We start from the raw sequence: 25,423 nt of genomic DNA on the forward strand, positions 1-25,423 counted from the left end.
CGATACAGGTGGTCGGCGAGTTCATGTCGCGGTGAGACGGTACTCCCGACAGCTGCGCCCAGCCACCCGGATGGTGGCGTCGATGCTGGACAGCTACCGTAGTTCGATACTCGGCTATTATGTCAGCGAGTGAGTTCGACCGGCGCAGCGCCATCACGGAGCGAGGTACTCACGGATCCGGAACGAGCCAGCGTGGGCTGAGTCGTTGCCGCGATGCTCGAACGATACCTCGCGATGAACAGCCCCCGTCGTCGAGAGCGGGGCACTGCTGGTGAGGCGGCTCGATAACAGAGCCTCAGGTCGAACAGATCGGTGTCGGAAGATCCGACAGGTCGACGCTGTGAGCGCGGCTCACAGCCGGTCACCTCCGTGCTAAAGGAAGGTAGCTACCGGCTGGCGATTCGTGATAGGGGCAGAAGTGGGTTGGGGCGGATTTGAACCGCCGGCCTCCTCCATGTCAAGGAGGTGTCATAACCGGACTAGACTACCAACCCGACCGGTCGTTCCTCGCAACCATTGATTCCACAGGGTCATAATTAAGGCTTCCGAAAGGGTGACGATCCGTGGCGCTGTCCCACGGTTTCCTCGCTCACCCGCCGCTGACCGGCGGGAACAGCGCGAGTTCGTCGTCGTCGTCGACGGGCGTATCGAGCCCCTCGGTCTCCCGGACGTCCTGTCCGTTTCTGAGGAGGTTGATATGGCCGCGGAGGTCGCCGTCCTCGTCGAGCACTCGGGCCGCGAGCGCGGGGTGGGCGTCCAACAGGGCGTCCAGCGCCTCCCCGACGGTCGCCGCGTCGGCCGTCTCGACGTCCGGCTCGGGTTCGCCCGCCGCCTCGGCGAGGTCGGCGAACAGCTTCCAGTCCATACTCCCCCGTCCCCGTCGGGCGGCCAAGAGCGTTGCGCCGTCGGCTCAGTCGCCGTTCGTGTTCGGGCCGTCCGCCGTCCGCGACGTGCCGGCGTCGCTCCCCGTGTTCGCTCCGGACCCCTCCGACCCGCCGTCGCCCCCGTCGCCGGCTCCGCGTCGCTCCAGTTCCCGGATCGCCTCGGGGCGCGCGATCACGTACACCGTCTCGCCCGCCGAGAGCGTCCGTCCGCGCGGCGGGATCGGCTCGATCGAGCCGTTCACCCCCTCGACGGCGACGACCGATCCCAGCACGTCCCCGACACGCGTGCCGTCGAGCGCGCTGCGCTCCCCGACGGTGACGACCGCCATCGTCTCGTCGGCGACGCGGAGGATCGAGGCGAACTCCCGGTCCGCGCGCGCCTCGGCGGGCATCGTCACCAGCCGGTATGTGCCGTCGGCGTGGAACTCGTCGGCGTCGGACTCGTCGACCGCGAGCGTCACCACGTCGCCGACGGCGGCGCGAAGTTCCGCGGTGGCGACCCGCTCCGGGGCGGGATCGCCATCGGCCTCGTTGTCGGCCCCCGGCTCCGTCGTCGGCGGCTGCGGTACGCCCGGGTTCGGCGGTGCTGGCTCCCCCGAACCCGACTCCGGCGGTGTTGAACTCCCCATCCCGGCCAGATCGGACTCCGTCGGCACGGACGCAGTCCCCGCCTCGGGAACACGCCACACCTGTACGACGTCGCCCGGACTCGCGCCGTTCGGCGGATCAGCACGGATGGCGACCGCACACGCGCCCGGCCCGAGCGTCGGACCGATACCGGCGACGCGGCGACCGACGCCGAGGTAGGTCACCTCCCCGCCGTCGAACTCGGCGTCGACGTGGCCGACGTCGTACTCCTGCTTCAGCCGAGTCAGGAACGCGTCGCGAAGTTCCTCGTCCGAGAGTCGGCGCGGGAACAACAGCGTCTCCCCCGCGAGACGCTCCTTGGTCGCCTCGTCGACGGGGTCGTAGCCGTCGATGTCGGCGATCTCCTCGGGGAGTTCGACGCTCCGGATCCGGCCGACCGTCCGCGCGAACCGGCTCAACTCGCCGTCGACGCGCTCGCCGCCCGCGACGGCCGTCACGTTCGTCGCGAAGTGGTCGCCGACCCGGCGGCCGATCGGGGCCATCCCTGCGGCCACGAGGAGGCTGACGACGTTCCGAAGGACAGTCATCGGCGCGAACGGGTCCGTCGTGACGACGCCCGCGACGGGGAGGACGGACGTGAACAGGCCGACCGTGTTGAGGTACACCGCGACCGTCGCGGTCCCCAGCAGCGTCGTCAGTCCGCGCGGAACCGGCTCGTTGACGTACCATCGGTACGCCGCCGCGCCGAGGGCGGCCACGAAGAACGAGGCGACCGCGAACCCGACCAGTCGCGTGACGTTCACGAGTTCGAGCACCTCGAACACGGACTGGAGCGGTGGGCCTGTCTGGAGCGGTCGGTCCGGCCGGAGCGCCGGGAATCCGATGTCCGTGAGCCGACCGAGGTCGAGCGGGGTCACGCCGCCACCTCGCGACCGAAGCGGTCGAGCGCGTCGCGCGTTCCGACGACGACGAGATCGGCCCCGGCCTCCGGCCTCACGTCGCCGTCGGGACCGAGCCGCCACCGTCCGCCGCCGCGTACCGCGAGGACGGCCACGCCGTACTCGTCGCGGACCGCCGCCTCCCGGAGGGTGTGTCCGTCGAGGGGTCCGTCGTCGCGGACGCTGAACCGACGGAACCGCTTGCCCGCCCGGCGGAGCAACGCGATGAGTTCGAACTCCCGTCTCGTTCCCCTGGACCGCACGGTCAATCCACTCACGTCGGCGTCGAGGAGCCGTGTCGCGACCGACCGGTCGACCGCGAGCGTGAGGCGACCGTCGCCGCCGGTCGTCGTCGGGGACGGCGCCGGCGGCGCGTCGGTGCCGCCGTCGGTCGTCGCCGCGGGCGTCTCCTCCTGCTTGACACCGTCGGTCCGAGCGGCGACGACGGTGCCGTCGACGGCCTCGCCATCGTCCGTGACGACGGTTATCTCGTCGCCGCGGGCGACCCCGGTGGGGAGCAACACCGACAGGGAGACGGCGCGCTTGCCGTCCGGAACGCGGCTCGAGACGCCGGCCAGCGGCGGGGCGGCGGCGACCGTCGCCCGTCCCCGCTCGTCGAGGCGAACGGTCACCTCCGCGAGGTCGTACTCCGAGCGGAGGCGCTCGGCGACGGCCGCCTCCAGATCGCTCAATGGAAGGTCGGCCGCGAAGTCGTCGGTGAACGCCCGAACCTCGGCCCGGAGGTCGGCTGGGAGCGCGGGGTAGCCCTCGATGTCCCCCACCTCGCCGGCGACCGTGACCTGCACCCGGCCGCGCCCCGCGGTCAGATCGATCGCGTCCGTGGAGAGCGTCCGCTCGGTGAGCTGTCGGAGCGTGAGTCGTTTCGGCAGCGACGCCCCCATCGCGTCGCCCTTCGAGTGGGCGTACAGCGAGATCATCAACACGACGATGATCGCGATCAGCAGCGCGGTGCCGTTCGCGGAGTTCCGGATCGTCTGGTCGTTCAGCGCGAGGAGGCCGCCGTTGACCCCGGCGACCGCCAGCGCGAGGACGACGACACCGAAGCCGGGGATCGACACCCCGGTGAAGTACTTGAACGTGAATCCGAGCGCCCACGAGACCAACCCGGGGACGATCCCGGTGAGCAGGCCGAGATACACCCCGAGCAGGAGCTGGATCGGGAGCGAGGAGGCGGGCATGCGTCTTGGCTGACGCCCGCCGTACAAATCCCTACCGACGTGGGACCTCTCGCCGGGAGGGCGGCCCGGCCGGGTCGTGTCGCATCGTTTATGGCCGCCCGAGTGGAGTTTCGGTCATGGACGGCTGGCGCGAACGGATCGGCGGTCGGATCGCCGTGACGCTCGTGACGGCCGCGGCGCTGCTGTCGGTCGTCGCCGGCATCGGGGGTATCGTCACCCGACCAACGAGGCGGCTCTCGATCGTCTCGGCGCTCCCCGACGAGGCGGTGGTTCTCGTGGGCTTCACCGGAGCTATCACGGGATTCCTCCTGCTGGTCGCGGCGTACGGACTCCGCCGTGGCCTCCGGGCGGCGTGGATCATGGCGGTCGTACTGCTCCCCCTGACGGCGATCCAGGGCCTCGTCGGCTCGACCGTCGCGGGGCCGGTGCTGCTCGCGCTCTCGCTCGCCGCCCTGCTCGCGCTCGTTCTCAACCGACGGCTGTTCGCCACGGAGGTCGACCTCTCGCCGACGCAGTGGGCCTCGCTGGCGGCGCTGATCGGCTCGCTCGGCTACTCGACCGCCGGCGCGTTCGCGCTGGGGGACCAGTTCAACGGCGTCTCGACGATCACCGACGCGGTGTACTTCTCGGTCGTCACCGCGTCGACCGTCGGCTACGGCGACGTGACACCGGCGACGCCGCTGGCGAAGTGGTTCGCCATGTCGGCGCTCGTGCTCAACGTCGCCGCCTTCGCGATCGCGCTCGGCGTGCTCATCACCCCGGCCATCGAGGCCCGCCTCACGAACGCTCTCGGACGCATGACAGACACAGACATCGACCTGCTCACCGACCACGTCATCGTGCTCGGCTACGGCGAACTGACCGAACCGATCGTCGACGAACTGACCGCCGCGGACGTCGAGTTCCTCGTGATTACGCCCGACGAGGCGGCCGCACGCGCGCTCCACGAGGGGGAGGACGTCCGCGTGCTCACCGCCGATCCCTCGGACGAGGAGCCGCTCGAACGCGCGAACGTCGCGACCGCGCGGGCCGTCGTCGCCGCAACGAACAACGACGCCGAGGACGCGCTCGCCATCCTCACCGCTCGCCAGCTCAACCCCGACGTGACGATCGTGGCGGGGGCGACGGGACGCGAGAACGTGAACAAGCTGAAGCGGGCGGGCGCCGACACCGTCATCTCGCCGGCGACGATCGGGGGGCATCTCCTCGTCACGTCAGCGCTGGGCGGAGAGGACTCCGAGGCGGTCGCCCGCCAGTTGCTCGACGAGGAGTGACGCGTCTGGACACCACGAGAGGTCCGCCGTTCGAGCGATTCGGTCCCCTGAGGGCGAGCGGTCGCCGAGGACGCGGACGCTCGTTGCCGCGTTCACGCCGCGGCCGCGGTCACCGCGGCGATGATGTCCTCGACGAGGGCGTCGTCGTCGGTCCAGAACCCCGTGTATTCGTCCGACTCCTCGACCGCGACGAGCCCGCACGGCTGTCCGCCGTCGCCACCGTCGAACGCGAGGACCCAGTGTCGGCGGAGCTCGTCGTCGTCGACGGCGTGATACCCGACGCCCGGTATCGCCGGCGGGTCCCAGTCGTCGTCGCCGTAGACGTGGACGTCGAGGTCGGTGTCGGCCGCGAGGTGACGGTACGCGTCGACCTGCGGTCGGAACGCGGAGAACCGTTGGAAGCTCGCGTGAAGGGCCCCCGTGCCGACCCGATAGGCACGGTCCTCGATCTCGTGGCTCACCGCGAGCAGCGCCCCGCGGCGCATCGACGAGAACAGCGTGTCGTCGAACAGCTCGAAGACCGCGCGATACCCGGCGGACACCTCGTCCCGTTCGCCGGGGCGAACGATCGGCGGTTCGAGGAGTCCGTCCAGCTCCGCGGCGCCGATCACCCCGACGAACTCGCCGTCGGTCTCGATGAGCACGAACGGGTCCGGGCCGTCCGGCGGAAGCGAGCGGACGTCGACCTCGACGCCGTGTGCGGCGAACAGCGACTCGACATCGGTCGGCTCGTCGCCGCGATAGACGGTGAACGCGTGGTCACGACGCCGGACCCCCGCGAGCAACGAGTCGAACATCGTTACGTCCGCCGGGACGGCCTCCGGCGAGCCGACTCGGCGGCGACGCTCCGGTCGAGAAGGTCCTCCACGCCCGGGTCGAGCGGGCGCGGAGCGACGGTTCCGGCCGTCCGGTCGTACTCCACCAGCCCGACGTCGTCGAGGTGCGGGAGATGGACGTGTGTCAGCGCGGCGAGCAGCCGGTCGCGGTCGTCGGCCGTCCCCATCGTGCTGGCGTCCGTGGCGTCGTACCCACACAGCAGCGTCGCGAGCTCGTCGACCGACGTGCCGTCCCGACCCACGTCTCGAAGCATCGCCAACAGCCGTCGACGCTGCCTCGAGGCGAACGCACGGTACAGCGCATCGTCCGCCAGCGTCACGGTCCCCTCGACCGGGTTCTCCTCGCCGTGCTGGTCGGCGCCTGACGCGTCGTTCGCCATATCGTCGTTAAAATTCATTTTGATCCGGCAAAAGTCCTTCGCCGGAACCGTATCCGTCGCCCGATCCCCCGCCGCCGGCCGTCGATTCACGTCGCTCGGCCGGACGCTACAGCGACGCGACGGCGTCGAGCGCGATGTCGATGGCGCGGCCGACGTTGTTCCTCGCCTTCTCCGGGAGTTCCTCCTCGGAGTCGGCTCCCTTCTGCGTCCCGGCGACGAGGTTGCCGTCCGCGGTGCAGATGGCGCCGGCGTTCATGCCGCGCCGGCGGGCCAGCGAGAACACGGCCGACGCCTCCATCTCGATGGCGAGCAGGCCCGCCTCCTCCCAGTCGGCGACGTACTCGTCGGACTCGTTGTAGAACGCGTCGTCGGACACGATCGGTCCCACGTGGACCTGTTCGCCGTTCGCCTCGGCGGAATCGACGAGCGCGGTGAGCGTGTCGTAGTCGGGCACCGCGGGGTACGTCTCGGACTCGTAGCGCTTGCTGGTCCCCTCCTCCTTCGCGGACCCGGTGGCGACGACCATGTCGCCGATCTCCACGTCGGTCTGGAGGCCGCCGCAGGTGCCGACGCGGATCACCGTCTCGACGCCGACGTTGTGGAGTTCCTCGATCGCGATGGCGGCGGAGGGACAGCCGATCCCCGTCGAGCAGATCGTCAGGTCGACGCCGTCGTAGGTCGCGTTGACGACCCGGTACTCGCGGTTCTCGGCGACGAGTTCGGACTCGTCGCAGTGGTCGGCGATGCGGTCGACCCTGTCCGGGTTGCCCGGGATCAGCGCGATCTCGTGAACGTCGCCCTCGTCGACGAGCAGGTGGGGCTGGTTGGCCATACGGTCGCTCGCCCCGCGCTCAGCAAAAACCCCGCGGAAGCGTCGGCGGGGCGGCGGTGGAGGGACCGGTGACCGCACTTCGCTCCCCGTTCGCATCGAGGCCTTCCGTCGGTCGGCCCCGCACCGCTCACTCCCTCGGCCACGCGGGTAGCGCAATCCCTTTCCCCCGCTCAGTCGAACGGCGAGGTATGAGTGCCCTCGACGATGACGTGCTGGAGAAGTACCGGGAGGCGGGCGAGATCCTGACGACGGTGATGGGCGAGACGCGGGAACTGGTCGAGCCGGGCGCGACGCACCTCGAGGTCGCCGAGTACGCAGAGGAGCGCATCCGCGAGGAGGGCGCCGGACTCGCGTTCCCGGTGAACGTCTCGATCGACGAGGAGGCGAGCCACGCGACGCCCGAGCGCGACGACGAGACGGAGTTCGGCGAGGACGTGGTCTGTCTCGACATCGGCGTCCACGTCGACGGCTACATCGCCGACGCGGCGGTGACCGTGGATCTCGCGGGAGAAACCGAACTGGTCGAGGCGGCCGAGCAGGCGCTGGAGGCCGCCGTCGACGCCGCGGGGCCGGGCGTGCCGGTCGGGGAGATCGGCGCCGAGATCGAGGACGTGATCGAGGCGTACGGCTACACCCCGGTGTACAACCTCTCGGGCCACGGCGTCGAACGGTTCGACGCACACACGGGGCCGAACGTGCCGAACCGCGGCGTCGACCGCTCCGTCGAGTTGGAGCCGGGACAGGTCGTCGCCATCGAGCCGTTCGCCACCACCGGACGCGGGAAGGTCGGCGAGGGCAACGAGGAGGAGATCTTCGAGCTGACCCAGGACGTGTCGGTGCGCAACCGGGCGGCCCGGCAGGCGCTGGAGCAGGTGCGGGAGTTCGACGGGCTCCCCTTCGCCGCGCGGTGGCTCGACTCCTCGCGCGAGGAGATGGCGCTGCGTCGGCTCGTCCGGCAGGACGCCGTCAAGGGGTACCCCGTACTGAAGGAGGCGGACGGCGAGCTCGTCAGCCAGGCCGAGCACACGCTCCTCGTCACCGAGGACGGCGTCGAGGCGACGACCGCGGGACTGTTCTCCTGAGGCCGCCGACCTGACCGCGATCCGCACCCGACGTCGACCCTCGGGAGCGGTCGATCGAGGTGGGCGGCAGGGACTGCGGTTTCGAGGTCGCTTCGGGGTGACCCGACGGGAATATCGGTCGGCCGGGTCGAGCGACGCGTCAGGCGTTGTTCATCCGCGTCGTGGTCTCGGCTCCACACTCGCTGCAGGTGGTGATGCGGTAGGGCTCGCGGGAGAACTCCGCGTTTTCCTCCTGTTGACTCTCGGTGCGGATCTCGACCCGCACGTCGTGCGTCGTCTTCCCCTCGCACGTCCCGCAACGCTCGGTGACGTGGTCGGGGTCGGAGGGCTGGGGCACCATGTACGTTCCCGTACGACGCTACCCCGGATAAAGATGGGACGTTGGTTATATACTTTCTTCCGGGAGCTGAGCGCGCCTCGGTCGGCCCACGCTCGCCCCTCGCCCACCGGGTTCTAAGAACCGCGCGGGCGACCGCCGGGTATGGATCAGGTGTTCGCGCCGTGGCGGATCGAGTGGGTCGAACGCGACGGCGACGGCGACGGGATCGACGGCTGTCCGTTCTGTGTGCTCCCCGAGCGCGAGGACGACCGCGCCTCCCGGATCGTCGCCCGCAGCGATCGGGCGTTCGTCCTGCTCAACAACTACCCGTACAACCCGGGGCACGTCATGGTGATCCCGCGGGTCCACGAGGGCGAGTTCCCGGCCCTCGACGACGCGACGCTGCTGGATCACGCCCGCCTGAAGCAGCGGACGATGCGCGCGCTCGAGGACGGGCTCGGCCCGGACGGGCTCAACGCCGGGATGAACCTCGGCGGCGACGCCGCCGGCGGCTCCATCGACGACCACCTCCACACCCACCTCGTTCCGCGCTGGAGCGGCGACACGAACTTCATGCCGGTCGTCTCGGACACGAAGGTGATCGTCGAGGCGCTCGAGGACACCTGGGAGCGTCTCCGGGACGCCTTCGCCGAGCAGGAGGGCGCCCGCGTCGGCGACGACGACGAGGCGGTCCGGTTCTCGTTCGAGTAGTTCGGGGGTTCGCCCTCCATCGGAAGCTGTTCTCACGCCGCCCGAACCGTCAAGTGTCGACCGTCGAAGGCGACGCCATGGAGATCCGACCGCTCCGAAGCGGAGAACTCGAGGCGTTCGTCGACGACCTCTGGATACCGTTTCAGCGCGAGGCCGCCGCGGACGAGCCGTTCCACCCCCTCGTCGATGACCTCCGAACTCCCGGGATCGAACACCGCGAGGACCGCCTCGGGGATGACGACGCCGCCGACCTCGTCGCGTTCGTCGACGGCGACCGTGTCGGCTTCGCGTCGGCGACTCGGGAGCCGACGGCCCCGATCTTCGACCGCGACCCGAACTGCCACGTCTCGGAGCTGTACGTCGCCGAGGCGTATCGCCGTCGGGGTGTCGCGACGGCCCTCCTCGACGCCTGCGTGGATCGGGGCCACGAATGGGGCTGCGAAACGGCGTCGATCTCCGTGGCCGCAGGCAACGACGCCGCTCTGGCGCTGTACGAGCGCGAGGGCTTCGAGGTGCGGCGCCGCCGCCTCGTGCGCGGGATAGACGGCATGGTCGACACCCGTGGCGGAGACGAGGCCGAGGGCGACAGCGAGAACGAGCACAGCGTGGACAGCTAACTGGCGTATCAACCCAACGACTATGTTTGGCGACGTTCCACACCCCGCCATGAGCAGATCCGCGGAGGAGGCCGTCGACCACGCGGGCGAGGCGGACCTCGATCCGGCGGAGGCGTTCGCTCTCCTCGGAAACGAGACGCGCATCGACATCCTCCAGTCGCTGCACGAGGCGACGATCGAGCGCGACGACGACCGCCCCGTCGCGTTCTCCGAACTGTACGACCGTACCGACTTGAACGACAGCGCGCACTTCAACTATCACCTGAAGCAGCTGCTCGACCACTTCGTCCGGAAGGTCGAGTGCGACGGGACCGACGACGAGTGTTCGGAAGGGTACGAGTTCCGCACGCCGGGCTGGAAGGTGGTTCGGTCGGTGTTCGCGGGGACGTTCACCGGTCGCAGCGAACTGGGCCCGTTCGACGCGCCCGGGACGTGTTACGAGTGCGACGGCGATCTGGAGGCGCGATACGCGAACGAGCTGCTCACGATCGCGTGCACCGACTGCGGGCGCACGCCGGTGAACTACTCGTTCCCGCCGGGCGGGCTCGCCGACCGCACCCCCGAGGAGTTCCTCGACGCGTTCCACCACCACGTCCGTCACCACTACTGTCTGGCCGCCGACGGCGTCTGTCCGGAGTGCATGGGGCGCATGGAGACCGATCTCGTCGCCGACACCGCCGTTCCGGGACAGGAGGTCGCGGTGCGGCACACCTGCGGCCGCTGTGACAACCGGCTCACGTCCGCCGTCGGGGTGAACCTCCTCGACACCGCGTCCGTGCTGACCTTCTTCTCCGAGCGCGGCGTCGACCTCACCACCGAGCCGTTCTGGACGCATCCGTGGACCGTCAGCGACGTGCACACGACGGTGGTGAGCGAGGATCCGCTCCGCGTCCGCCTCGATCTCCCCTGTGACGGCGACGTGATCCGCGTCACCGTCGACGAGACGCTGGAGGTCCTCGACGCGACGGACCCGGGCGCCGAAGGGGCCGAGCGGGACCCGTCGGCCGACGGCGCGGACGTTCACTCCATCAGGAACGAGTAGTCGAGCGACGGGGCCGAGTGGGTGAGCGACCCCATCGAGATCACGTCGACCCCGGTGTCCGCGTACTCCGGGATCGACTCCACGGTGATCCCGCCGCTGGCCTCCGCGAGCACGCCCGGTGGCAGCGACTCGACGCCCCGGCGGACCGCATCAGGGGACATGTTGTCGAGGAGGACGATGTCGGCGCCGGCGTCGGCCGCGCGGGCGGCGTCGGCCGGGTCCTCCACCTCGACCTCCACCTTTGTCGCGAAGGAGGCGAGCTCGCGGAAGCGTTCGACGGCCGCCTCCATTCCGAGTTCGTCGACGTGGTTCTCCTTCACCATCACCATGTGCGAGGTGTCGAGCCGGTGGGTGTCGCCGCCGGCGACGGCGACCGCGCGCTTCTCGACGCCCCGAAGGCCGGGCGTCGTCTTCCGCGTGGCCGCGACGGCGACGTCATCGGAGACGGTGCGCGCGGCGTCGACGGCAGCGCGGGTGGCGGTCGCCACTCCGGATGCGTGACCGGCCACGTTGACCGCGACGCGCTCGCCCCGGAGCGTCGCTCGCGCCGGTCCCGCGGTCCGTAGCACCGTCTCGCCGGACGCTATCTCCTCGCCGGACTCGACCGCCGCGGTCGCGTTCGCGCCGAGGAACTCGAACACACGGACGGCGGCCTCCAACCCGGCCGCCACCCCGCCCTCGCGGGCGACCAGTCGCCCCTCGGTCTCGCCGGGGACGTCGTTCGTCACGTCGTGGTGGCCCAGGTCCTCGCGGAGCCACGACTCGATCGTCGAATCAGTCAGCACGGCCGTCACCCCCGTTGGCCGCCGCCGCCTCGCCGTCGCCGGCCCCGCGTCCGGCCCCGTCGCCCCCCGCGCGGTCGACGACCCGGTGACAGCCGGCGGAGGGTGCGTCGACCGCGTCGCGGGCGATCAGGAGGGCCGTCACGGCGGCGTTGCGTAGCTCGTACAGCTCCCGGCTCGTGCGCGTCCGGGTGTAGGCGTCGACCTCGCCTTTCAGCCGCCTGAGACTGCCCGCGGCCGCGGCCATCCGCTCGCGGTCGCGTTCGAGCCCGAACGCCTCCCCCATCGTCCCCCGGAGCCGGCGGAACTTGTCGTCGGCGAAGCGGCCCGGCAGGGTCGGATCCCGGTCGCGGTACGTCGGCGGGTCGACGGGGTCGTCGAGCGGGTCGCGGCCGGCGGCGTCCGCGCCGGCGCGGCGGCCCCAAACCAACCCCTCCAACAGGCTGGTGGAGGCGAGCCGGTTCGCCCCGTGGACGCCGGTGCGTGCGCACTCGCCGGCGGCGTACAGCCGAGCGAGCGAGGTCCGTCCGCGTTCGTCCACCGCGACACCGCCACACAGGAAGTGCTCGGCGGGCCGAACGGGGATCCCGTCGGCCGGGTCGACGCCGCGCTCCCGACAGCCCGCCGCGAGCCCCGGGAACTCCTCCGCGAAGTCGACGTCGGCGACGGCGAGTCGGACGCCGCCGGTGCGGTCGCGTTCGCGGGCGACCGCGCGGGCGACGACGTCCCGTGGGGCGAGTTCCCCGTCCGCGTGGACCGCCGGCATGAAGCGCTCTCCGTCCGCGTTGACGAGTCGCGCCCCCTCCCCGCGAACCGCTTCGCTGATCAACAGGCCGTCGGCGTCGCCGTCGACCGCGGGGTCGTCGGTGTCGAGCGCCGTCGGGTGGAACTGGACGTACTGCATGTCGCGCACGTCGGCGCCCGCCAGCGCCGCCGTCGCGATCCCGTCGCCGGTGGCGCCCGCCGGGCCGGTCGCCTCGGGAAACAGCGCGCCGACCCCGCCGGTCGCGAGCACGGTCGCGTCGGCGCGGACGACCGCCGCCGGAACGTCCTCGGCCGCGTCAGCCGGCGGCTCGATCGTGGCGCCGGTCACTCGGCCCTCGTCGGCGAGGAGATCGAGCACCGCGGTGTCCTCGCGTAACCGCACCGCGCGCCGATCGCGCAGGTGACGGAGAAACGGCCGCAGGACGTGTCTGCCCGTCTCCGCGTCGACGTGGAGGACGCGTCGCTCGGAGTGGGCCGCCTCCCGCGCGAGGTCGTAGCCGGCCGCGTCGACGCGGTCGGGGTCGCCGTCGCTCGCGTCGTCGTCGCCGGCGTCGCCGTCCCGTTCGTCGAACGGGACGCCGAGGGTATCGACGAGGACGTCTTCGATCGCCTCCCGGGCGTCGTGGACCAACGTCTCGACGGCCGCCGGGTCGCACTCGCCGTCGCCGGCGGCACGGATGTCGGCGGCGAAGGTCTCCGGGTCCGATCGGGTGACAGCGATACCCCCCTGTGCCCAGTCGGTCGCGGCGTCGTCGGGCTCGCTCGCCTTCGTCACGACGAGCACGTCGGCACCCTCGCGAGCGGCCGCCAGCGCGGCCGCACAGCCGGCGATCCCGGAGCCGACGACGAGCACGTCGCAGTCGACGGTCGGAACTGTCACGTCGGGCATGGTCACAGCTCCAGCATCCGTTCCATCGCGGTCGCGGCCAGATCCTGCTCGCGGGGGGCGACCTCGATGACGTTGCGGTCCTCGCCCTCGACCAGCCCCTCCAGCACCCACGTCAGGTAGTTGGGATCGATCTGGCGCATCGCGTTGCAGTCCATGCAGGCGTCGCCACAGAGGGGTATCACCTCCACCTCGGGATGCCACCGGTCGAGATGGTTGGCGAGGTGAAGTTCCGTGCCGATGGCCCACGTCTCGCCGGCGTCGGCCTCGGCGACGGTCTCGCGGATGGTCGCCGTGGAGCCGACGACGTCGGCGGCCTCGACCACCTCGCGCCGGCACTCCGGGTGGACGACGACGTTCGCCTCGGGGCGCTCGCGCCTGACGCGCGCGACGTGCTCGCTCGTGAAGCGCTCGTGTACCTGACAGTAGCCGTCCCACAGGACGAGTTCCGCGTCGGCGACGGCCTCCCGGTCGGCCCCGCCGTCCGCCCACGGATCCCACTCGACGGCCGCGTCGGCGATGCCGAGGTCGTGGGCCGTGTTCCGGCCGAGGTGTTTGTCCGGGAGGAACAGGACGACGTCGCCGCGGTCGAACGCCCACTCGAACGCGTCGGCCGCGTTCGAGGACGTGCACACCAGCCCGCCCTGCTCGGCGCAGAACGCCTTCAGGTCGGCGTAACTGTTCATGTACGTCACCGGCACCACCTCCTCGTCGCCGGTCAACTCGTCCAACTCGGCCCAAGCGGCGTCGACCTGGAGCGCCTCCGCCATCCCCGCCATCGGGCAGGAGGCCTCCATCGACGGGAGGTGGACGGTCTGCTCGTCGTCGGTGATCACGTCGGCGGACTCCGCCATGAACGTCACTCCACAGAAGACGACGTGGGCGGCGTCGGTGGCGGCCGCCTCCCGCGAGAGGCCGTAGCTGTCGCCGACGAAGTCGGCGTGTTCGACGATCTCGCGTCGCTGGTAGTTGTGGCCGAGTATCACCAGATCGTCGCCGAGGGTGTCCCGAGCCGCCTCGATCCGGCGATTCCGTTCCGCCTCGGACAGGTCACGATAGGCGTCGGGCAGCCGCTCCAGGTGGTCGTACTTGAAGAGGCTCAAGTCGGTGTCTATGTCCGCTGTATCCATTCGTGGCATAGCTTGCAGAGGTAGCTAGCACCCATGGACGCACATTGATTAAAATTTCTCTTCACAAGAGCGTTCAAATGCACAGTGACGTTCTTTCGACGCATCCATGTGAAGATGAGTATCAAGCGTCGACGGCGGACTGCGAGTCCGAGGGACCGATCGGTCTCGGGCGGAGACCGACGGGTGGACGCGAGGGCGAACGCGGGCAGTGGCGCGGGCTGGAGAAGAAAACGCGGACGCGGCCGAGAGAAAGGAAGGGAGCACGGACGGGAGGAAAAGCGGGGGCGGACGGGAGGAAAAGCGGGGGCGGACGGGAGGAAAAGCGGGGGCGGACGGGAGGAAAAGCGGGGGCGGACGGGAGGAAAAGCGGGGGCGGACGGGAGGAAAAGCGGGGGCGGACGGGAGGAAAAGCGGGGCCGACGCCCTATCGATCGTCGTACACCACGTCGCCGGCCACCGCAGTCAGCGCCACCGCCACCTGATCGATCCGGTCGGACTGCTCCCACGGCGACTCGTCGAGCAGGACGAAGTCCGCGCGCTTGCCGGCCTCCAGCGTGCCGAGTCGGTCCTCGTCGAAGCCGGCATATGCCGCGCCCGCGGTGTACGCCCGCAGCGCCTCGGTGACGCCGAGCGACTGGTCCTCGCTGGGAGCGTTGACCGCGTAGTGGACGCCAAGCAGCGGATCCAGCGGCATGCAGTCGCTGCCGAACGCAAGCGGCGCGCCGGCGTCGATGTAGGCGGGCAGGCGGTTGGCGTCGGTCCGTCGGTCGCCGAGGCGGGCGTCGTACAGCCCGTCCTCGAAGCCCCACTTGTGGAAGTTGGGCTGCATCGACGCGACGACGCCCATGTCGGCCATCCGCTCGATCGCCTCGTCGCTCGCGAGCTCGCTGTGCTCGACGCGGTGGCGGGAGGCCTCCGGGTCGTCCGTCCCCTCGTAGGCGTCGAGTACGGCGTCGATCGCGGCGTCGCCGATCGCGTGCAGCGTCACCTGGAAGCCGTGGTCGTCGGCCCGGGTCACGAGGTCGTGGATCTCGTCGGGGTCGAGCACCCACGTCCCGGTCTCCTTGGCGTCGTCGGCGTACGGCTCGTGAAGCCTCGCCGTCCGGCCGCCGAACGTGCCGTCGGTGTAGGACTTCACCGCCCCGGTCCGTACCATGTCGCTGCCGTGGTTCGTGCGCAACCCGGCGTCGATCAGCGAGTCGAGGTGGTCCGCCCAGTAGTTGATCCGCACGCGCAGCGTGAGTTCGTCCGCCAGATCGAGGTCGCGATACACCTGCGGCGCCTTCGACTGCCGGACCATGTCGTGGACCATCGTGGCGCCGCGCTCGTTGGCGTTCGCCTGGGCCGCGCGGATCAGTTCCTCGGCCTCCTCGGCGTCGGGTTCGATCGCCTCGTAGACGGGGTCGACCGCCTCCTCGACGATCACGCCGGTCGGCTCGCCCCCCTCGGTGCGCACGTCGTCGTCGGGCATCTCGTCGCCGAGCCGGTCGAGGAGCGGGTCGTTGACCGCGGCGACGTGCATGTCCTCGCGGAAGGCGACGACCGGGACCGTCTCGGAGACCTCGTGGAGGTCCTCGCGGGTGAGATAGCGGGATTCCTCCCACGTCGACTCGTCGTAGCCGAAGCCGAGCACCCACTCGTCCTCATCGATCTCGTCTGCGCGTTCTCGGAGCAACCCGACCGCGTCGCTCGGAGACTCGGCCGCCGAGAGGTCGGCGTGAACCAGCGATCGACCCGCGTTGAGCAGATGGGTGTGGGCGTCGATCAGTCCGGGGATCGCGACGCGGCCGTCGGCGTCGATCGTCTCGGTGTCGGCGCCGGCGAGGAACTCCACGTCGTAGGTGGTGCCGAGGCGGACGACGCGGCCGTCGCGGACGGCGAACGCGTCGTACGTCTCGTCGGGGTCGGCGAGCGTGTGCACCTCGGCGTTCACGACGACGAGGTCCGCGGGTTCGGTCATGCGCGAACGCGGGTCCCCGGGCGGCAAAACCGTTCGGGAAGCGGGCGGCCGCGGGGCGAGTGTGCGGAACCGACACCACTTAGCGCCCGCCGGGATCACCCACACCCATGACCGACACCGACGCCGCCGCGCTCGCCGAGCGCGTGCGCGACGGCGACCTTCGCCTGTACGAGTTGGAGGAGCACGCCGACGCCGACACCGCCGCCGCGGCGCGACGGCTGCTCGTCGAGGAGCACTCCGGCGCCGACCTCTCCACCAGCGGCGACTACGCCTTCGACGCCGCCGACGCCGACTCGAACATCGAGAACATGCTGGGCGCGATCCAGATCCCGGTGGGCGTCGTCGGCCCCGTCGAGATCGACGGCGGCGCCATCTCGGGGGAGCACTACCTCCCGATGGCGACCACGGAGGGGGCACTGCTCGCGTCGGTCAACCGCGGCTGCGCCGCGCTGAACACGGCCGGCGGGGCGGGCGCACGCGTCCTGAAAAACCGGATGACACGTGCGCCGGCGTTCCGCGTCGCCGACGTGGCCGAGGCGGAGGCGCTCTCCTCGTGGGTCCGGGACAACGTCGACGCCCTCCGGGAGGCAGCCGAGTCGACGACGAGCCACGGCGAGTTGAAGGAGGCGACGCCGTACGTCGTCGGCAACACCGTGTTCGTCCGCTTCGCGTACGACACGAAGGACGCGATGGGGATGAACATGGCAACCATCGCCACCGAGGAGGCGTGCGACGTGATCGAGGCCGAGACGACCGCCTCGCTCGTCGCGCTGTCGGGCAACCTCTGCACGGACAAGAAGCCCGCCGCGATCAACGCCGTCGAGGGCCGGGGCCGGACGGTCGCCGCCGACGTGACGATCCCACGCGAGACGGTCGAGGAGACCCTGAAGACGACGCCCGAGGCCGTCGCCGAGGTGAACACCCGCAAGAACCTCGTCGGCTCCGCGAAGGCCGGCAGCCTCGGGTTCAACGCCCACGTCGCCAACAGCGTCGCGGCGATGTTCCTCGCGACCGGGCAGGACGCCGCGCAGGTCGTCGAGGGGGCGAACGCGATCACCACGGCCGAGGTCGACGGCGACGGGGACCTGTACGTCAGCGTCACCATCGCGTCGCTGGAGGTCGGCACCGTCGGCGGCGGCACGAAGCTCCCCACGCAGTCGGAGGCGCTGGACGTGCTCGGGGTTCGCGGCGGCGGCGACCCCGCCGGCAGCAACGGCGACGCGCTCGCGGAGGCCGTCGCGGTCGCCGCGCTGGCGGGCGAGCTCTCCCTGCTGTCGGCGCTCGCGTCGCGGAACCTCTCGTCGGCGCACGCGAGCCTCGGTCGGTAACCGTTCGGTCCAGCACTCCGGCTCGGACCGCCTCGGCTCCTGTCCTCGACGCTACCGTTCGTCCAGCCGCGTCGCGAGCGCCCGTATCGCCCACACGGTCCGTCGCCGGACCGAGAGGGGGTCCCCCCACAGGTGCGCCGCCATCGGCGCTTGGATCGCGGCCGCGGCGAACAGGAACCCGCCGACTGCGGGGTGGACGTACACCCACGCCGCCACCCCGGTAGTCCCCTCCCACACGAGCAGCGCGTACGCCGCCGCGCCGTGCATCGTCAGAAACATCCCCAGCAGGGAGACGAAGGCGGCGAGAAACAGGAGGCCCGCGTACGGCGGCGCGTCCGCCGTCCCGGCAGCGGACTGGAGCGGCCACGCGAGCGGCGCGTGGAGCACGCCGGCGGCCTCGACGCCGACTGCCGTCGCTCCCGCGATCATCGACATGGTTCGACTGGATCGGTGTCCGATATAAGCGCTCCGCCGCCGTTACAGGAGTCGATACTCCCCGCGCGACTCCGTCGCCTCGCCGCGGCGCGTCAGTCGGTCGAGGATGTCTCGCGCCGCCTCGGCGGGCACGCCGTGGTCGGTCGCGTATCCGACGACGCCCTCCTCGGTCGCGTTGCCCTCCCTGAGCGCGTCCCGGACCACCTCGTCGCGCGAGCGCGACCCGCCGGCGGCGTCCTCGCCCGCGGACGCGACCTCGTCGGCGTCGAGCCCGGACCCCTCGAGGTACTCCCGGTCGTCGACGGCGCCCTCGAACCCGTCGAGCTCCCGTTCCAGTTCGTCGACCGTTCCCGCGCGTTCGAAGGCCTCAGACTGTCCCCGCTTGTCGGCGAGCAGCTTCGCCCGCGCCTGCGCGGCTGCGGCCCGGTCGTCCGACTCGTGGAACCGCTTCAGCCGGTCGGTCGGGTGCCGCGTCTCACAGCGCGGGCAGGTCGCCGACTCCTGCCGGTCGGGGTCGCTGACGAGCCAGTAGGTGCCACAGGAGCGACAGCCGACGACCGCGTACATGGCCGCGGCTTGCTCGTCACAGGAGTTGAACCTTGCTACCGACGGGGCGAACGTCGCCGCATTGGAGGGGGTCGGACCGGCGGCGCGTCTCGCCGGAAGCGAGGCAGTCGCCCGCGGAGTTAAGACGCTCGCCGCCGCCGGCAACGGTATGGAGCACGAACCGCACGACCCGAGCGCGGACACCGAGGCGGTGTCCGGGGTCCACCTCGCGCAGTTGGCGACCGGCGCCGAGATGAGCGTCCAGCACTTCTCGATCGATCCCGGCGCCGAGGTGCCGTCGCACAGCCACCGTCACGAGCAGGCGGGGTACATCACAGCCGGCACGCTCACGTTCCTCCTCGCCGACGGCGAGGAGGTCGTCTGCGAGGCCGGCGACTCGTACGTGCTCGCGGGCGAGGAGGTGCACGGCGTCGAGAACCGCGGCGACGAACAGGTCGAGGGAATCGACGTCTTCAGCCCGCCGCGACCGAACCCGGACTGGCAGGAGTGAGACTCAGTCGCGGGGGGAGCGCTCAGTCCGCCCCCGCCTCGGCGTCGTCGTCGAGGTCGCTCTCGTCGACGCCCGGGGCCGCGCTCACGTCGACCTCGTCCGGCTCGTCGGTGCCGCCGACGTGGAGTTCGCCGTCCGCGTCCTCGACGTACGCGTCGTCGGCGAAGCCGGCGACGGCGTTCTCGAACTCCTCGTCGTCCATCCGGCCGGGCGTCTCGGGCGCGTCGGCGACGCCGTCGGCGGGGCGGAAGTCGCCGAGCGGGTCGTCGATGGTGATGCCGTACCGTGTGAAGAACTCCTCGTAGCGACGGTAGTGTTCCTCCAGCTCGTCGCTGGGGATCTCCATCATCTCCGCCCAGCCGTGGTTGAAGAAGTCGAAGTTCGCCTGCACGTGGGTTATCTCGCGGGCCTCCGCCTCGGGGTAACCCGCCTCCAGCGCCGCGACATACGTGTCCATCGTCGCGTCGAAGAAGTCGTCGAGGTGTGCCCGTCGCTCCTCGCGACGACCCTCGTCAGCCTTGTCGAGGAAGATGTCCGTGTGCATGCCGACGAGCCTGTCGTTGACGTAGCCGCCGACGACCGGCGTGGTGAGCGCGCGCTTTGCGGCCCAGTGGCGGACGTTCTGCCGGAGCTTCATATCCGTTCTAGAGCCCGTGGACCCTTGAATGTGCGGCGATCCGGTGTCCGACCCTGACGATCATCCTTTCAGTCCTAAAGGATCTGGGGAATTCCATTGGTACGGACTCTCGTGAACCCTCACGTCGATAGCAACCCACATTAACCCCGAATCCGAATCGCCGGTATGAGCGAGTCGTTCGTCATCATCGGCGACGGGATCTCCGGTAGCTCTGCCGCCGAGACCCTCCGGGAGGAGGAGCCCGACGCCGACATCACCGTGATCACAGACGAGGGGGAGGCCCTCTATAACCGCATCCTCATCAAGGAGTTCGCCAAGGGGAAGCTCCCCGAGGCGCCCATCTCCATCCACGAGGAGGGGTGGTACGAGGAGCGCGACATCGACCTCGAACTCAACACGCTCGTCACCGACATCCGGACCGACGACCACGAGGTCGAGACCCACGAGGGCGACGTGCTGGAGTACGACAAACTGCTCCTCGCGGTCGGCGGCACGCCCCAGCAGCTTCCGGTCGAGGGGAGCGACGCCGAGGGCGTCCACCACTTCTGGACGTTCCAGGACGCCCGACGCATCCGCGAGTCGGCCGAGGAGGCGGACGACGCCGTCATCGTCGGCGCCGGCCTGCTCGGGATCGACCTGGCGGCCATCTGTGGCGCCCAGGACATCGAGGGCAAGTACCTGATGCGGGGCAACTCCTGGTGGCGCTACGCGCTCGACGAGGAGGGCGCCGAGATCATGCACGAGGCGATGCGCGAGCGCGGCGTCGAGCCAGTCTTCGACTCCGGCGTCGATCACTTCGAGACCGACGACGACGGCCACGTGACGGCGGCGGTCGACCCCAACGGCGATCGCTTCGAGGCCGACTTCGCGGGCGTCGCCATCGGGCTGAACCTCAACACCGAACTCGTCGAGGACACGCCCATCGAGACCGACGACGGGATCGTCGTCGACGAGTACATGCGGACGAACGACGAGGACGTGTTCGCCGCGGGCGACATCACCCGGTTCCACGACCTGATCCTCGGCGAGCAGGCCCAGAACGGCGCGTGGGGCAGCGCGAAGGAGCAGGGTACCATCGCCGCGAAGAACATGCTCGAGTACGAGTCCGAGGAGTTCCGCTGGGTCTCCTCGTACTCCATCACGCACTTCGACTTCCCGTTCCTCTCCTTCGGCCACCCGACGCTCGGCGACGACGAGGTCATGCGCTCGTTCGGCGACGACGAGTGGCGCCGCCTCGCGCTGAAGGACGGGAAGATCGTCGGCGGCGTGCTCATCGGCAACCTCGCACCCCAGTCGGCGTACAAGCAGCTCATGCGCGAGCAGGTCGACGTGAGCGGCCAGAAGGACCTCCTCATGACCGAGGGGTTCTCCGTCGACGACCTCGAGACCGAGGGCGCGGCTGCCGAGTAGTTCCCGTCTCGTTCGCCCCGCTCCACGTCCCGTTCGCCACCCGGTCGGTTCGCCTTTCTCCGAATCGTCCGTGTGTCCGCGAGCGAAGGCGCAACCGATACGACGGGGGCGACGCCGGCGATGCCGCCGACGATCGTGCCGACTCGGGGAGGACCTCGACCGACACTGGACGAGCGACGGGACCGACACCGTTTTCGGCGCCACCCTCGGAGTGCGACCATGGATGCCGGCGGTTCGAGCGACATGACGCTCGCCTTCGAGTTGGACGCGCTGCGGTCGTTGGCCGATCCGAACGCGGTGTTCAACGACGCGCGCGGGTGGACCGAATACGTCGGCGTGGTCTCGGAGAAACCCACGTACGTCGTCACCAACTTCACACGGAAGCACCGCGTCCGGCAGGACTTCTTCTCGGGTCCCCGGGGGGTGACGGAGTCGCTGGAGAACGTGAAGCGCCAGTTCGACACCGACCGACACGTGTTCGTCGGGACGACCGACGAGGATCGCGCGGTCGCCGAGGAGACCGGCTGGGAGTTCCTCCCGCTGGCACAGGCCGCCGAGTCGGCCGGCTGGACGACGACCGACCCCGACGAAGAGTCCGACCCCCTCGGCGACGACACGCGCGACGACTGGCCATAGGCACGCGTCGCCCCCGCGGCGGCGGGCCGCGGGCACGACGCGTGCGAGGGGGTTTCACCTTTCGAAACCACTAATCAGCGTCGACCCTTGGGAGTATTCACTCAATGAGTCACCAGTTGCCGGACGTGCAGGCCAGTCGGCCGGACGTCTCCGTCGGACTCAGCCAGGTCGGGGTCACCGGCGTCGACAAACTCGTGAAGGTCGACCGGGGCGACCCGCGACCGTGGGTGTTCATGGCGGAGTTCTCGGTGTTCGTCGACCTCCCCGGCGAGCGCAAGGGGATCGACATGAGCCGGAACATGGAGGTCATCGACGAGGTGCTGGAGGCGGCGACACGCGAGGAGGCGTACCGCATCGAGGACGTCTGCGGCGACGCCGCCGAGCGGCTGCTCGCGAAACACGACTACACGACGACCGCGGAGATCGAGATGACGGCCGAGCTCGCGGCCCGGGAGGACACGCCCGCCTCCGGTCGGGAGACGCAGTCGACGTTCACCGTCGTCGCCTCCGCCGTCGCCGACGAGGACGGCACCCGCGAGGAGATCGGCGCCGAAGTGACCGGAATGACCGTCTGCCCGTGTTCACAGGGCATGTCCGAGTCTCGCGCCCGCGAGAAGCTCGACGACCTCGGCGTCGACGACGAGGTCGCCGAGGAGTTCCTCGATGCCGTCCCTCAACCGGGGCACTCCCAGCGCGGGCACGCCACGCTCACGTTCACGGCCGACGGGACGCCCGACGTCGACCTCCTGGACGTGATCGACACAGCGCGCGACTCGATGAGCGCGCGGATCTACAACTACGCCAAGCGTCCCGACGAGGATCACATGACCTACGAGGCGCACATGGACGCGAAGTTCGTCGAGGACTGTGTCCGCGCGCTCGCCGAGGACGTGGTCGAGACGTACGACCACCTCGACGACGACGTGGTCGTCCACATGAAGCAGTCGAACGACGAGTCCATCCATCAGCACAACGCCCACGCCGAGCGCGAGATCACGATGGGAACGCTGCGCGAGGAGCTGGCTCGATAACGACGGCCCGTATCCGCTGTACTCGGGCCGGCTCGGCTCCGATTCGGTTTCTCAGGCGTTCACAGCGACAGCGGCGACGCCTCTTGCCACCGCTCGCGGAACGTCCGGCGGACGTCGCCGGCGAACTCGGGGTCCTTCAGGTCGATCATCGCGAAGGACTCGTCGGGGTCGACCGGACTCGGGACCTCCATGCACACCTCCGCGTCGTCGACGAGCGTGAACGTCCCGCGCAACCCCGGCGCGGTCCGGACCGCGAAGTTCGGGTGGTCGGCCATCCGGTCGAAGTATCGCTCGCCGACGCTCTCGGGGAGCTGCGCGGGGACCTCCTCGGAGAGCAGCAGCGACACGTCGACGCCGCGTTCGAGCGCCGCCTCCAGCTCCTCGGTGACCGCCTCGCCGATGGCGCCGATGTCGAGTCCGGACGCCGGTGCGGCCGCGATCATCACGACGCGGTCGTCGGCCGCCGACAACCGTTCGAGTAGCAGATCGGCCGTCTCCTCGGGGCCGAGCGCGGCCGTCCAGAACTGCTCGTCGGGTGGGTCGCCGGCCTCCAACTCGGTGGAGAGCTCCTCGACGACGGCCTCGTACTGCTCGGCCTGCTCGTCGAGTTCGCGTTGCTTCTCCTCCAGCAGTCGATCGAGGGCGGCGTCCGGCTCGACCGCGAGGTACTTCTTCGGCCTGCTCGCCGCCTGACTCCGGGCGAGTCGGTGCCGTTCGAGGCTGTTGAGCACGTCGTACACCCGACCCATCGGCACGCCGCTCGCCTCGGACAACTCCTTTGCGGTTGCCGGCCCGGCGTCGAGGAGGGCGCGGTACGCACGGGATTCGTACTCCGAGAGCCCCAGGTCGCGAAGGTCTGCCATACCATCCCCACGGGACGGGGGGTGAAAAAACACACTGGGAGTTTACCGGGTCACCGCGACGGGGAGACGTCACCGTCCGACCGCACGCCCGCACGACCGTCCGCTCTGTGAGTCCACGGCTCGCGTGACCGCGCGTTCGCGCTACTGCGCCGCGTCCGCGACCCGGCGCATCAGCGCGTCCGGCGACTCGGCGGGGTCGGCGTCGCGGCCGCGGAGGGAGGCGGCGTCCTCCGGCGCGCGGTCGCTGTCGGGGACGACGACCGTCTCGTGGTCGGCGACCCGCAGCGCCGCCCGGTGGAGGTCCGATCCGACGGGGGTGTTCACGTCGATCACGAGCGGCTGACGCGTGAGTCGAGCGGCGACCGAGCCGTAGCCCGCCACCTGGGCGCCCATGCGGTCGGTCGCGCCGGCGAAGGCGCCGACCGCGTCCTCGGCGCGCTCGCGGTAGGCGTCCTCGCCCGTCAACGCCGCCAGATCGAGCAACGCGTCGGCGAACTCGACGACGCCGTCGATCGGACGGAGCGGTCGGTCGAGCAGTCCGGGCCCGGACGCGGGGCCGTCACGGAAGGCTCCCTCGTCGCCGAGGACGTCGATCCCCCGGTCGGCGACCGCACGGGCGACCTCGACGCCGTCGCCGAGCACGGACTCCGCGGTGCAGAACGCGGTCGTGACGCGTCCCACGTCCTCGAGGAGGTCCGCCTCGGCGTCGTCGGCGTCGAGGTGTCGGACGGTGCCGTCGTCGTCGACGAGCGTCTCGCGGAGGTACGCGAGCGTGTCCTCGGCGGACCGCCGCGCGGACTCGTCGTCGGTGTACGCCGCGAGCGTGAGCAGCGCGTCCGCCGCGAGGGCGTTGCCGCCGGCGTACGCCGTGAGGTCGGTTCGCTCGCCGTCCGGGCCGACGCTGGCGCCGTAGGCGAACCCCGACCAGAGCTCGGCGTCGAGGAACGCGTGGACGGACTCGGCCGTCTCGCGGTAGGACTCGTCGCCGGTGTAGAGGTAGGCGTTGGCGAACGCGCGCAGGACCCCGGCGTCGTCGGCGAGGAGTTTCTCGCGGGCGGGGTTCGACCAGTCTCGCGCGCCGGCGTACCGGAAGACGCCGCCGTCGTCGTCGACGAGGTTGCGTTCGATCGCGTCGAGCGTCTGCGTGGCCTTGTAGCGGTCGCGCTTGAGCGCGAACTCGACGGTCCGTGGCATGGGGAACTTCGCGTCGTCGCCCCAGCCGGCGAAGTCCGGGTCCCATTGCGCGTCGAGCTGGCCCGCGAGGTGCTCCTCGATAGCGTTCGTGACCGGCCCGCCGGGGGTGTCGTTCCCGGCGAGCGCGCGCGGGACGCGCCCGGCGTCCTCCCCGCGTTCGTCCCACGTCTCCCGGACGCGGTCGAGCACCGACCGGAAGCCGTCGGGTCCGAGGTACGTCGCGCCGGTGAGCAGTTCGCCCGACGGGGTCGTGAACACGGTCGAGGGGAACCCGCCCATGTTGTACCGCTCGCGGACGCGGGGCTCGCGGTCGACGTCCACCTTCACCGGGACGAAGCCGTCGTTGACGTTGGCCGCGATGCGCGGCTCCCCGAACGTCTCGACGAGCATCCGGTGGCAGTCGTCGCACCACGTCGCCGTGAGAAACAGCAGCACCGGTCGGCCCGTTCGCTCGGCCTCCGCGAGGGCGTCGGCGCTCCACTCGCGCCACTGGACGCGCGTGTCGTCTGTCATACCCGGGTTCGGAGGCGCCCGAGGGTAAAGTCGGCGTTCGCGGACGGTCGAGCGCTCCCCGGTGAGGGCGGTCACCGGACGGTCGTCCGTGGGC

26 protein-coding genes and 1 tRNA gene are annotated in these 25,423 nt (G+C 70.5%); 10 read left to right on the plus strand and 17 right to left on the minus strand.

Annotated elements, in window-relative coordinates; translation table 11 throughout:
- Window positions 1-419: 419 nt before the first annotated feature.
- The 4 genes from GRX01_RS09610 to GRX01_RS09625 all read right to left on the minus strand — a co-directional run bounded on the left by GRX01_RS09610 (window position 420) and on the right by GRX01_RS09625 (window position 3,609).
- Window positions 420-494 (minus strand) — tRNA-Val (locus GRX01_RS09610).
- A 95-nt stretch (window positions 495-589) separates the two neighbouring features.
- Window positions 590-865, minus strand: coding sequence for a ubiquitin-like small modifier protein 1 (locus tag GRX01_RS09615; protein ID WP_159666287.1), 276 nt, complete (start codon window positions 863-865; stop codon window positions 590-592).
- A 45-nt stretch (window positions 866-910) separates the two neighbouring features.
- A complete protein-coding gene (locus GRX01_RS09620; RefSeq protein WP_159666289.1) occupies window positions 911-2,389 on the minus strand; it encodes a TrkA C-terminal domain-containing protein in 1,479 nt (492 codons plus the stop codon).
- Window positions 2,386-3,609 carry a potassium channel family protein gene (locus tag GRX01_RS09625; protein WP_159666291.1) on the minus strand — a complete coding sequence of 408 codons (1,224 nt, stop codon included), beginning with the start codon at window positions 3,607-3,609 and terminating at the stop codon, window positions 2,386-2,388. Before GRX01_RS09625 ends, GRX01_RS09620 begins: the two co-directional genes overlap by 4 nt.
- A gap of 116 nt (window positions 3,610-3,725) precedes the next feature.
- Here GRX01_RS09625 and GRX01_RS09630 point away from each other — a divergent pair, with 116 nt between their 5' ends.
- Window positions 3,726-4,883 (plus strand): NAD-binding protein, encoded by a 1,158-nt coding sequence (locus GRX01_RS09630; protein WP_159666293.1) that lies wholly within the window; start codon window positions 3,726-3,728, stop codon window positions 4,881-4,883.
- 92 nt (window positions 4,884-4,975) lie between these two features.
- Here the strand turns inward: GRX01_RS09630 and GRX01_RS09635 are convergent, their stop codons facing one another.
- The 3 genes from GRX01_RS09635 to GRX01_RS09645 all read right to left on the minus strand — a co-directional run bounded on the left by GRX01_RS09635 (window position 4,976) and on the right by GRX01_RS09645 (window position 6,931).
- Window positions 4,976-5,680, minus strand: a complete 705-nt coding sequence (locus GRX01_RS09635; protein ID WP_159666295.1) for a DICT sensory domain-containing protein — start codon at window positions 5,678-5,680, stop codon at window positions 4,976-4,978.
- Window positions 5,681-5,682: 2 nt separating this feature from the next.
- Entirely contained in the window at window positions 5,683-6,099 is a 417-nt protein-coding gene (locus tag GRX01_RS09640) for a DUF7344 domain-containing protein (protein ID WP_201289557.1), read from the minus strand.
- Window positions 6,100-6,205: 106 nt separating this feature from the next.
- Window positions 6,206-6,931 (minus strand): nucleoside phosphorylase, encoded by a 726-nt coding sequence (locus tag GRX01_RS09645; RefSeq protein WP_159666297.1) that lies wholly within the window; start codon window positions 6,929-6,931, stop codon window positions 6,206-6,208.
- Window positions 6,932-7,119: 188 nt separating this feature from the next.
- Here GRX01_RS09645 and map point away from each other — a divergent pair, with 188 nt between their 5' ends.
- On the plus strand, window positions 7,120-8,013 hold the full coding sequence (map, locus tag GRX01_RS09650) for a type II methionyl aminopeptidase (protein ID WP_159666299.1): 894 nt from the start codon (window positions 7,120-7,122) through the stop codon (window positions 8,011-8,013).
- A gap of 139 nt (window positions 8,014-8,152) precedes the next feature.
- Here map and GRX01_RS09655 read toward each other — a convergent pair whose 3' ends face one another.
- Entirely contained in the window at window positions 8,153-8,353 is a 201-nt protein-coding gene (locus tag GRX01_RS09655) for a DUF7835 family putative zinc beta-ribbon protein (RefSeq protein WP_159666301.1), read from the minus strand.
- A gap of 141 nt (window positions 8,354-8,494) precedes the next feature.
- On the opposite strand from GRX01_RS09655, the gene GRX01_RS09660 reads away from it, so the two are divergent.
- The 3 genes from GRX01_RS09660 to GRX01_RS09670 all read left to right on the plus strand — a co-directional run bounded on the left by GRX01_RS09660 (window position 8,495) and on the right by GRX01_RS09670 (window position 10,702).
- On the plus strand, window positions 8,495-9,043 hold the full coding sequence (locus GRX01_RS09660; protein WP_159666303.1) for an HIT family protein: 549 nt from the start codon (window positions 8,495-8,497) through the stop codon (window positions 9,041-9,043).
- Window positions 9,044-9,120: 77 nt separating this feature from the next.
- Window positions 9,121-9,660 carry a GNAT family N-acetyltransferase gene (locus GRX01_RS09665; RefSeq protein ID WP_159666305.1) on the plus strand — a complete coding sequence of 180 codons (540 nt, stop codon included), beginning with the start codon at window positions 9,121-9,123 and terminating at the stop codon, window positions 9,658-9,660.
- Between the two features lie 49 nt (window positions 9,661-9,709).
- On the plus strand, window positions 9,710-10,702 hold the full coding sequence (locus tag GRX01_RS09670; RefSeq protein ID WP_233740967.1) for a winged helix-turn-helix domain-containing protein: 993 nt from the start codon (window positions 9,710-9,712) through the stop codon (window positions 10,700-10,702).
- Here the strand turns inward: GRX01_RS09670 and nadC are convergent.
- From nadC to GRX01_RS09690, 4 genes are all read right to left on the minus strand, one after another.
- Window positions 10,681-11,487, minus strand: coding sequence for a carboxylating nicotinate-nucleotide diphosphorylase (gene nadC, locus GRX01_RS09675; protein WP_321168006.1), 807 nt, complete (start codon window positions 11,485-11,487; stop codon window positions 10,681-10,683). The two genes, GRX01_RS09670 and nadC, sit on opposite strands and share 22 nt — an antisense overlap.
- The gene (locus GRX01_RS09680; protein ID WP_159666310.1) at window positions 11,477-13,138 is read right to left on the minus strand and encodes an L-aspartate oxidase; all 1,662 of its coding nucleotides are present in this window, start codon (window positions 13,136-13,138) and stop codon (window positions 11,477-11,479) included. Before GRX01_RS09680 ends, nadC begins: the two co-directional genes overlap by 11 nt.
- A gap of 2 nt (window positions 13,139-13,140) precedes the next feature.
- Window positions 13,141-14,265: a quinolinate synthase NadA gene (nadA, locus tag GRX01_RS09685; RefSeq protein WP_394351377.1), complete on the minus strand. Its 1,125-nt coding sequence runs from the start codon at window positions 14,263-14,265 to the stop codon at window positions 13,141-13,143.
- Window positions 14,266-14,689: 424 nt separating this feature from the next.
- Complete coding sequence (locus tag GRX01_RS09690) at window positions 14,690-16,225, minus strand: amidohydrolase (RefSeq protein WP_159666314.1); 1,536 nt, start codon at window positions 16,223-16,225, stop codon at window positions 14,690-14,692.
- A gap of 107 nt (window positions 16,226-16,332) precedes the next feature.
- Here GRX01_RS09690 and hmgA point away from each other — a divergent pair, with 107 nt between their 5' ends.
- Entirely contained in the window at window positions 16,333-17,553 is a 1,221-nt protein-coding gene (hmgA, locus tag GRX01_RS09695) for a hydroxymethylglutaryl-CoA reductase (NADPH) (RefSeq protein ID WP_159666316.1), read from the plus strand.
- Window positions 17,554-17,604: 51 nt separating this feature from the next.
- Here hmgA and GRX01_RS09700 read toward each other — a convergent pair whose 3' ends face one another.
- On the minus strand, window positions 17,605-17,988 hold the full coding sequence (locus GRX01_RS09700; RefSeq protein WP_159666318.1) for a hypothetical protein: 384 nt from the start codon (window positions 17,986-17,988) through the stop codon (window positions 17,605-17,607).
- Window positions 17,989-18,030: 42 nt separating this feature from the next.
- Entirely contained in the window at window positions 18,031-18,555 is a 525-nt protein-coding gene (locus GRX01_RS09705; protein WP_159666320.1) for a DUF5817 domain-containing protein, read from the minus strand.
- Between the two features lie 148 nt (window positions 18,556-18,703).
- Here GRX01_RS09705 and GRX01_RS09710 point away from each other — a divergent pair, with 148 nt between their 5' ends.
- Complete coding sequence (locus tag GRX01_RS09710; RefSeq protein WP_159666583.1) at window positions 18,704-19,045, plus strand: cupin domain-containing protein; 342 nt, start codon at window positions 18,704-18,706, stop codon at window positions 19,043-19,045.
- A gap of 22 nt (window positions 19,046-19,067) precedes the next feature.
- Here the strand turns inward: GRX01_RS09710 and GRX01_RS09715 are convergent, their stop codons facing one another.
- Window positions 19,068-19,682 (minus strand): DUF6149 family protein, encoded by a 615-nt coding sequence (locus GRX01_RS09715; RefSeq protein ID WP_159666322.1) that lies wholly within the window; start codon window positions 19,680-19,682, stop codon window positions 19,068-19,070.
- 165 nt (window positions 19,683-19,847) lie between these two features.
- Here GRX01_RS09715 and GRX01_RS09720 point away from each other — a divergent pair, with 165 nt between their 5' ends.
- The 3 genes from GRX01_RS09720 (at window position 19,848) to mptA (ending at window position 22,759) form a co-directional block, all read left to right on the plus strand.
- Window positions 19,848-21,092 carry an NAD(P)/FAD-dependent oxidoreductase gene (locus GRX01_RS09720; protein ID WP_159666324.1) on the plus strand — a complete coding sequence of 415 codons (1,245 nt, stop codon included), beginning with the start codon at window positions 19,848-19,850 and terminating at the stop codon, window positions 21,090-21,092.
- Window positions 21,093-21,311: 219 nt separating this feature from the next.
- Window positions 21,312-21,728 (plus strand): DUF7124 domain-containing protein, encoded by a 417-nt coding sequence (locus tag GRX01_RS09725; protein WP_159666326.1) that lies wholly within the window; start codon window positions 21,312-21,314, stop codon window positions 21,726-21,728.
- Between the two features lie 104 nt (window positions 21,729-21,832).
- Window positions 21,833-22,759 carry a GTP cyclohydrolase MptA gene (gene mptA / locus GRX01_RS09730; protein WP_159666328.1) on the plus strand — a complete coding sequence of 309 codons (927 nt, stop codon included), beginning with the start codon at window positions 21,833-21,835 and terminating at the stop codon, window positions 22,757-22,759.
- Window positions 22,760-22,818: 59 nt separating this feature from the next.
- On the opposite strand, the gene GRX01_RS09735 is transcribed toward mptA, so the two are convergent.
- Window positions 22,819-23,622 carry a TrmB family transcriptional regulator gene (locus tag GRX01_RS09735; protein WP_159666331.1) on the minus strand — a complete coding sequence of 268 codons (804 nt, stop codon included), beginning with the start codon at window positions 23,620-23,622 and terminating at the stop codon, window positions 22,819-22,821.
- 141 nt (window positions 23,623-23,763) lie between these two features.
- Window positions 23,764-25,329, minus strand: a complete 1,566-nt coding sequence (locus GRX01_RS09740) for a DUF255 domain-containing protein (protein ID WP_159666334.1) — start codon at window positions 25,327-25,329, stop codon at window positions 23,764-23,766.
- Window positions 25,330-25,423: the final 94 nt, after the last annotated feature.

The sequence above is a fragment of the Halobaculum saliterrae genome (genome assembly GCF_009831625.1).
Classification (GTDB): Archaea; Halobacteriota; Halobacteria; order Halobacteriales; family Haloferacaceae; genus Halobaculum; species Halobaculum saliterrae.

What these genes read in the sequence shown, in the direction of transcription:
- GRX01_RS09615 (WP_159666287.1), bottom strand. Translation starts at nt 865, where the DNA reads ATGGACTGGAAGCTGTTCGCCGACCTCGCCGAGGCGGCGGGCGAACCC.
- GRX01_RS09625 (WP_159666291.1), bottom strand. Translation starts at nt 3,609, where the DNA reads ATGCCCGCCTCCTCGCTCCCGATCCAGCTCCTGCTCGGGGTGTATCTC.
- GRX01_RS09630 (WP_159666293.1), top strand. Translation starts at nt 3,726, where the DNA reads ATGGACGGCTGGCGCGAACGGATCGGCGGTCGGATCGCCGTGACGCTC.
- GRX01_RS09635 (WP_159666295.1), bottom strand. Translation starts at nt 5,680, where the DNA reads ATGTTCGACTCGTTGCTCGCGGGGGTCCGGCGTCGTGACCACGCGTTC.
- GRX01_RS09640 (WP_201289557.1), bottom strand. Translation starts at nt 6,099, where the DNA reads ATGGCGAACGACGCGTCAGGCGCCGACCAGCACGGCGAGGAGAACCCG.
- GRX01_RS09645 (WP_159666297.1), bottom strand. Translation starts at nt 6,931, where the DNA reads ATGGCCAACCAGCCCCACCTGCTCGTCGACGAGGGCGACGTTCACGAG.
- map (WP_159666299.1), top strand. Translation starts at nt 7,120, where the DNA reads ATGAGTGCCCTCGACGATGACGTGCTGGAGAAGTACCGGGAGGCGGGC.
- GRX01_RS09655 (WP_159666301.1), bottom strand. Translation starts at nt 8,353, where the DNA reads ATGGTGCCCCAGCCCTCCGACCCCGACCACGTCACCGAGCGTTGCGGG.
- GRX01_RS09660 (WP_159666303.1), top strand. Translation starts at nt 8,495, where the DNA reads ATGGATCAGGTGTTCGCGCCGTGGCGGATCGAGTGGGTCGAACGCGAC.
- GRX01_RS09665 (WP_159666305.1), top strand. Translation starts at nt 9,121, where the DNA reads ATGGAGATCCGACCGCTCCGAAGCGGAGAACTCGAGGCGTTCGTCGAC.
- GRX01_RS09670 (WP_233740967.1), top strand. Translation starts at nt 9,710, where the DNA reads ATGAGCAGATCCGCGGAGGAGGCCGTCGACCACGCGGGCGAGGCGGAC.
- GRX01_RS09680 (WP_159666310.1), bottom strand. Translation starts at nt 13,138, where the DNA reads ATGCCCGACGTGACAGTTCCGACCGTCGACTGCGACGTGCTCGTCGTC.
- nadA (WP_394351377.1), bottom strand. Translation starts at nt 14,265, where the DNA reads ATGGATACAGCGGACATAGACACCGACTTGAGCCTCTTCAAGTACGAC.
- GRX01_RS09690 (WP_159666314.1), bottom strand. Translation starts at nt 16,225, where the DNA reads ATGACCGAACCCGCGGACCTCGTCGTCGTGAACGCCGAGGTGCACACG.
- hmgA (WP_159666316.1), top strand. Translation starts at nt 16,333, where the DNA reads ATGACCGACACCGACGCCGCCGCGCTCGCCGAGCGCGTGCGCGACGGC.
- GRX01_RS09700 (WP_159666318.1), bottom strand. Translation starts at nt 17,988, where the DNA reads ATGTCGATGATCGCGGGAGCGACGGCAGTCGGCGTCGAGGCCGCCGGC.
- GRX01_RS09705 (WP_159666320.1), bottom strand. Translation starts at nt 18,555, where the DNA reads ATGTACGCGGTCGTCGGCTGTCGCTCCTGTGGCACCTACTGGCTCGTC.
- GRX01_RS09710 (WP_159666583.1), top strand. Translation starts at nt 18,704, where the DNA reads ATGGAGCACGAACCGCACGACCCGAGCGCGGACACCGAGGCGGTGTCC.
- GRX01_RS09715 (WP_159666322.1), bottom strand. Translation starts at nt 19,682, where the DNA reads ATGAAGCTCCGGCAGAACGTCCGCCACTGGGCCGCAAAGCGCGCGCTC.
- GRX01_RS09720 (WP_159666324.1), top strand. Translation starts at nt 19,848, where the DNA reads ATGAGCGAGTCGTTCGTCATCATCGGCGACGGGATCTCCGGTAGCTCT.
- GRX01_RS09725 (WP_159666326.1), top strand. Translation starts at nt 21,312, where the DNA reads ATGGATGCCGGCGGTTCGAGCGACATGACGCTCGCCTTCGAGTTGGAC.
- mptA (WP_159666328.1), top strand. Translation starts at nt 21,833, where the DNA reads ATGAGTCACCAGTTGCCGGACGTGCAGGCCAGTCGGCCGGACGTCTCC.
- GRX01_RS09735 (WP_159666331.1), bottom strand. Translation starts at nt 23,622, where the DNA reads ATGGCAGACCTTCGCGACCTGGGGCTCTCGGAGTACGAATCCCGTGCG.
- GRX01_RS09740 (WP_159666334.1), bottom strand. Translation starts at nt 25,329, where the DNA reads ATGACAGACGACACGCGCGTCCAGTGGCGCGAGTGGAGCGCCGACGCC.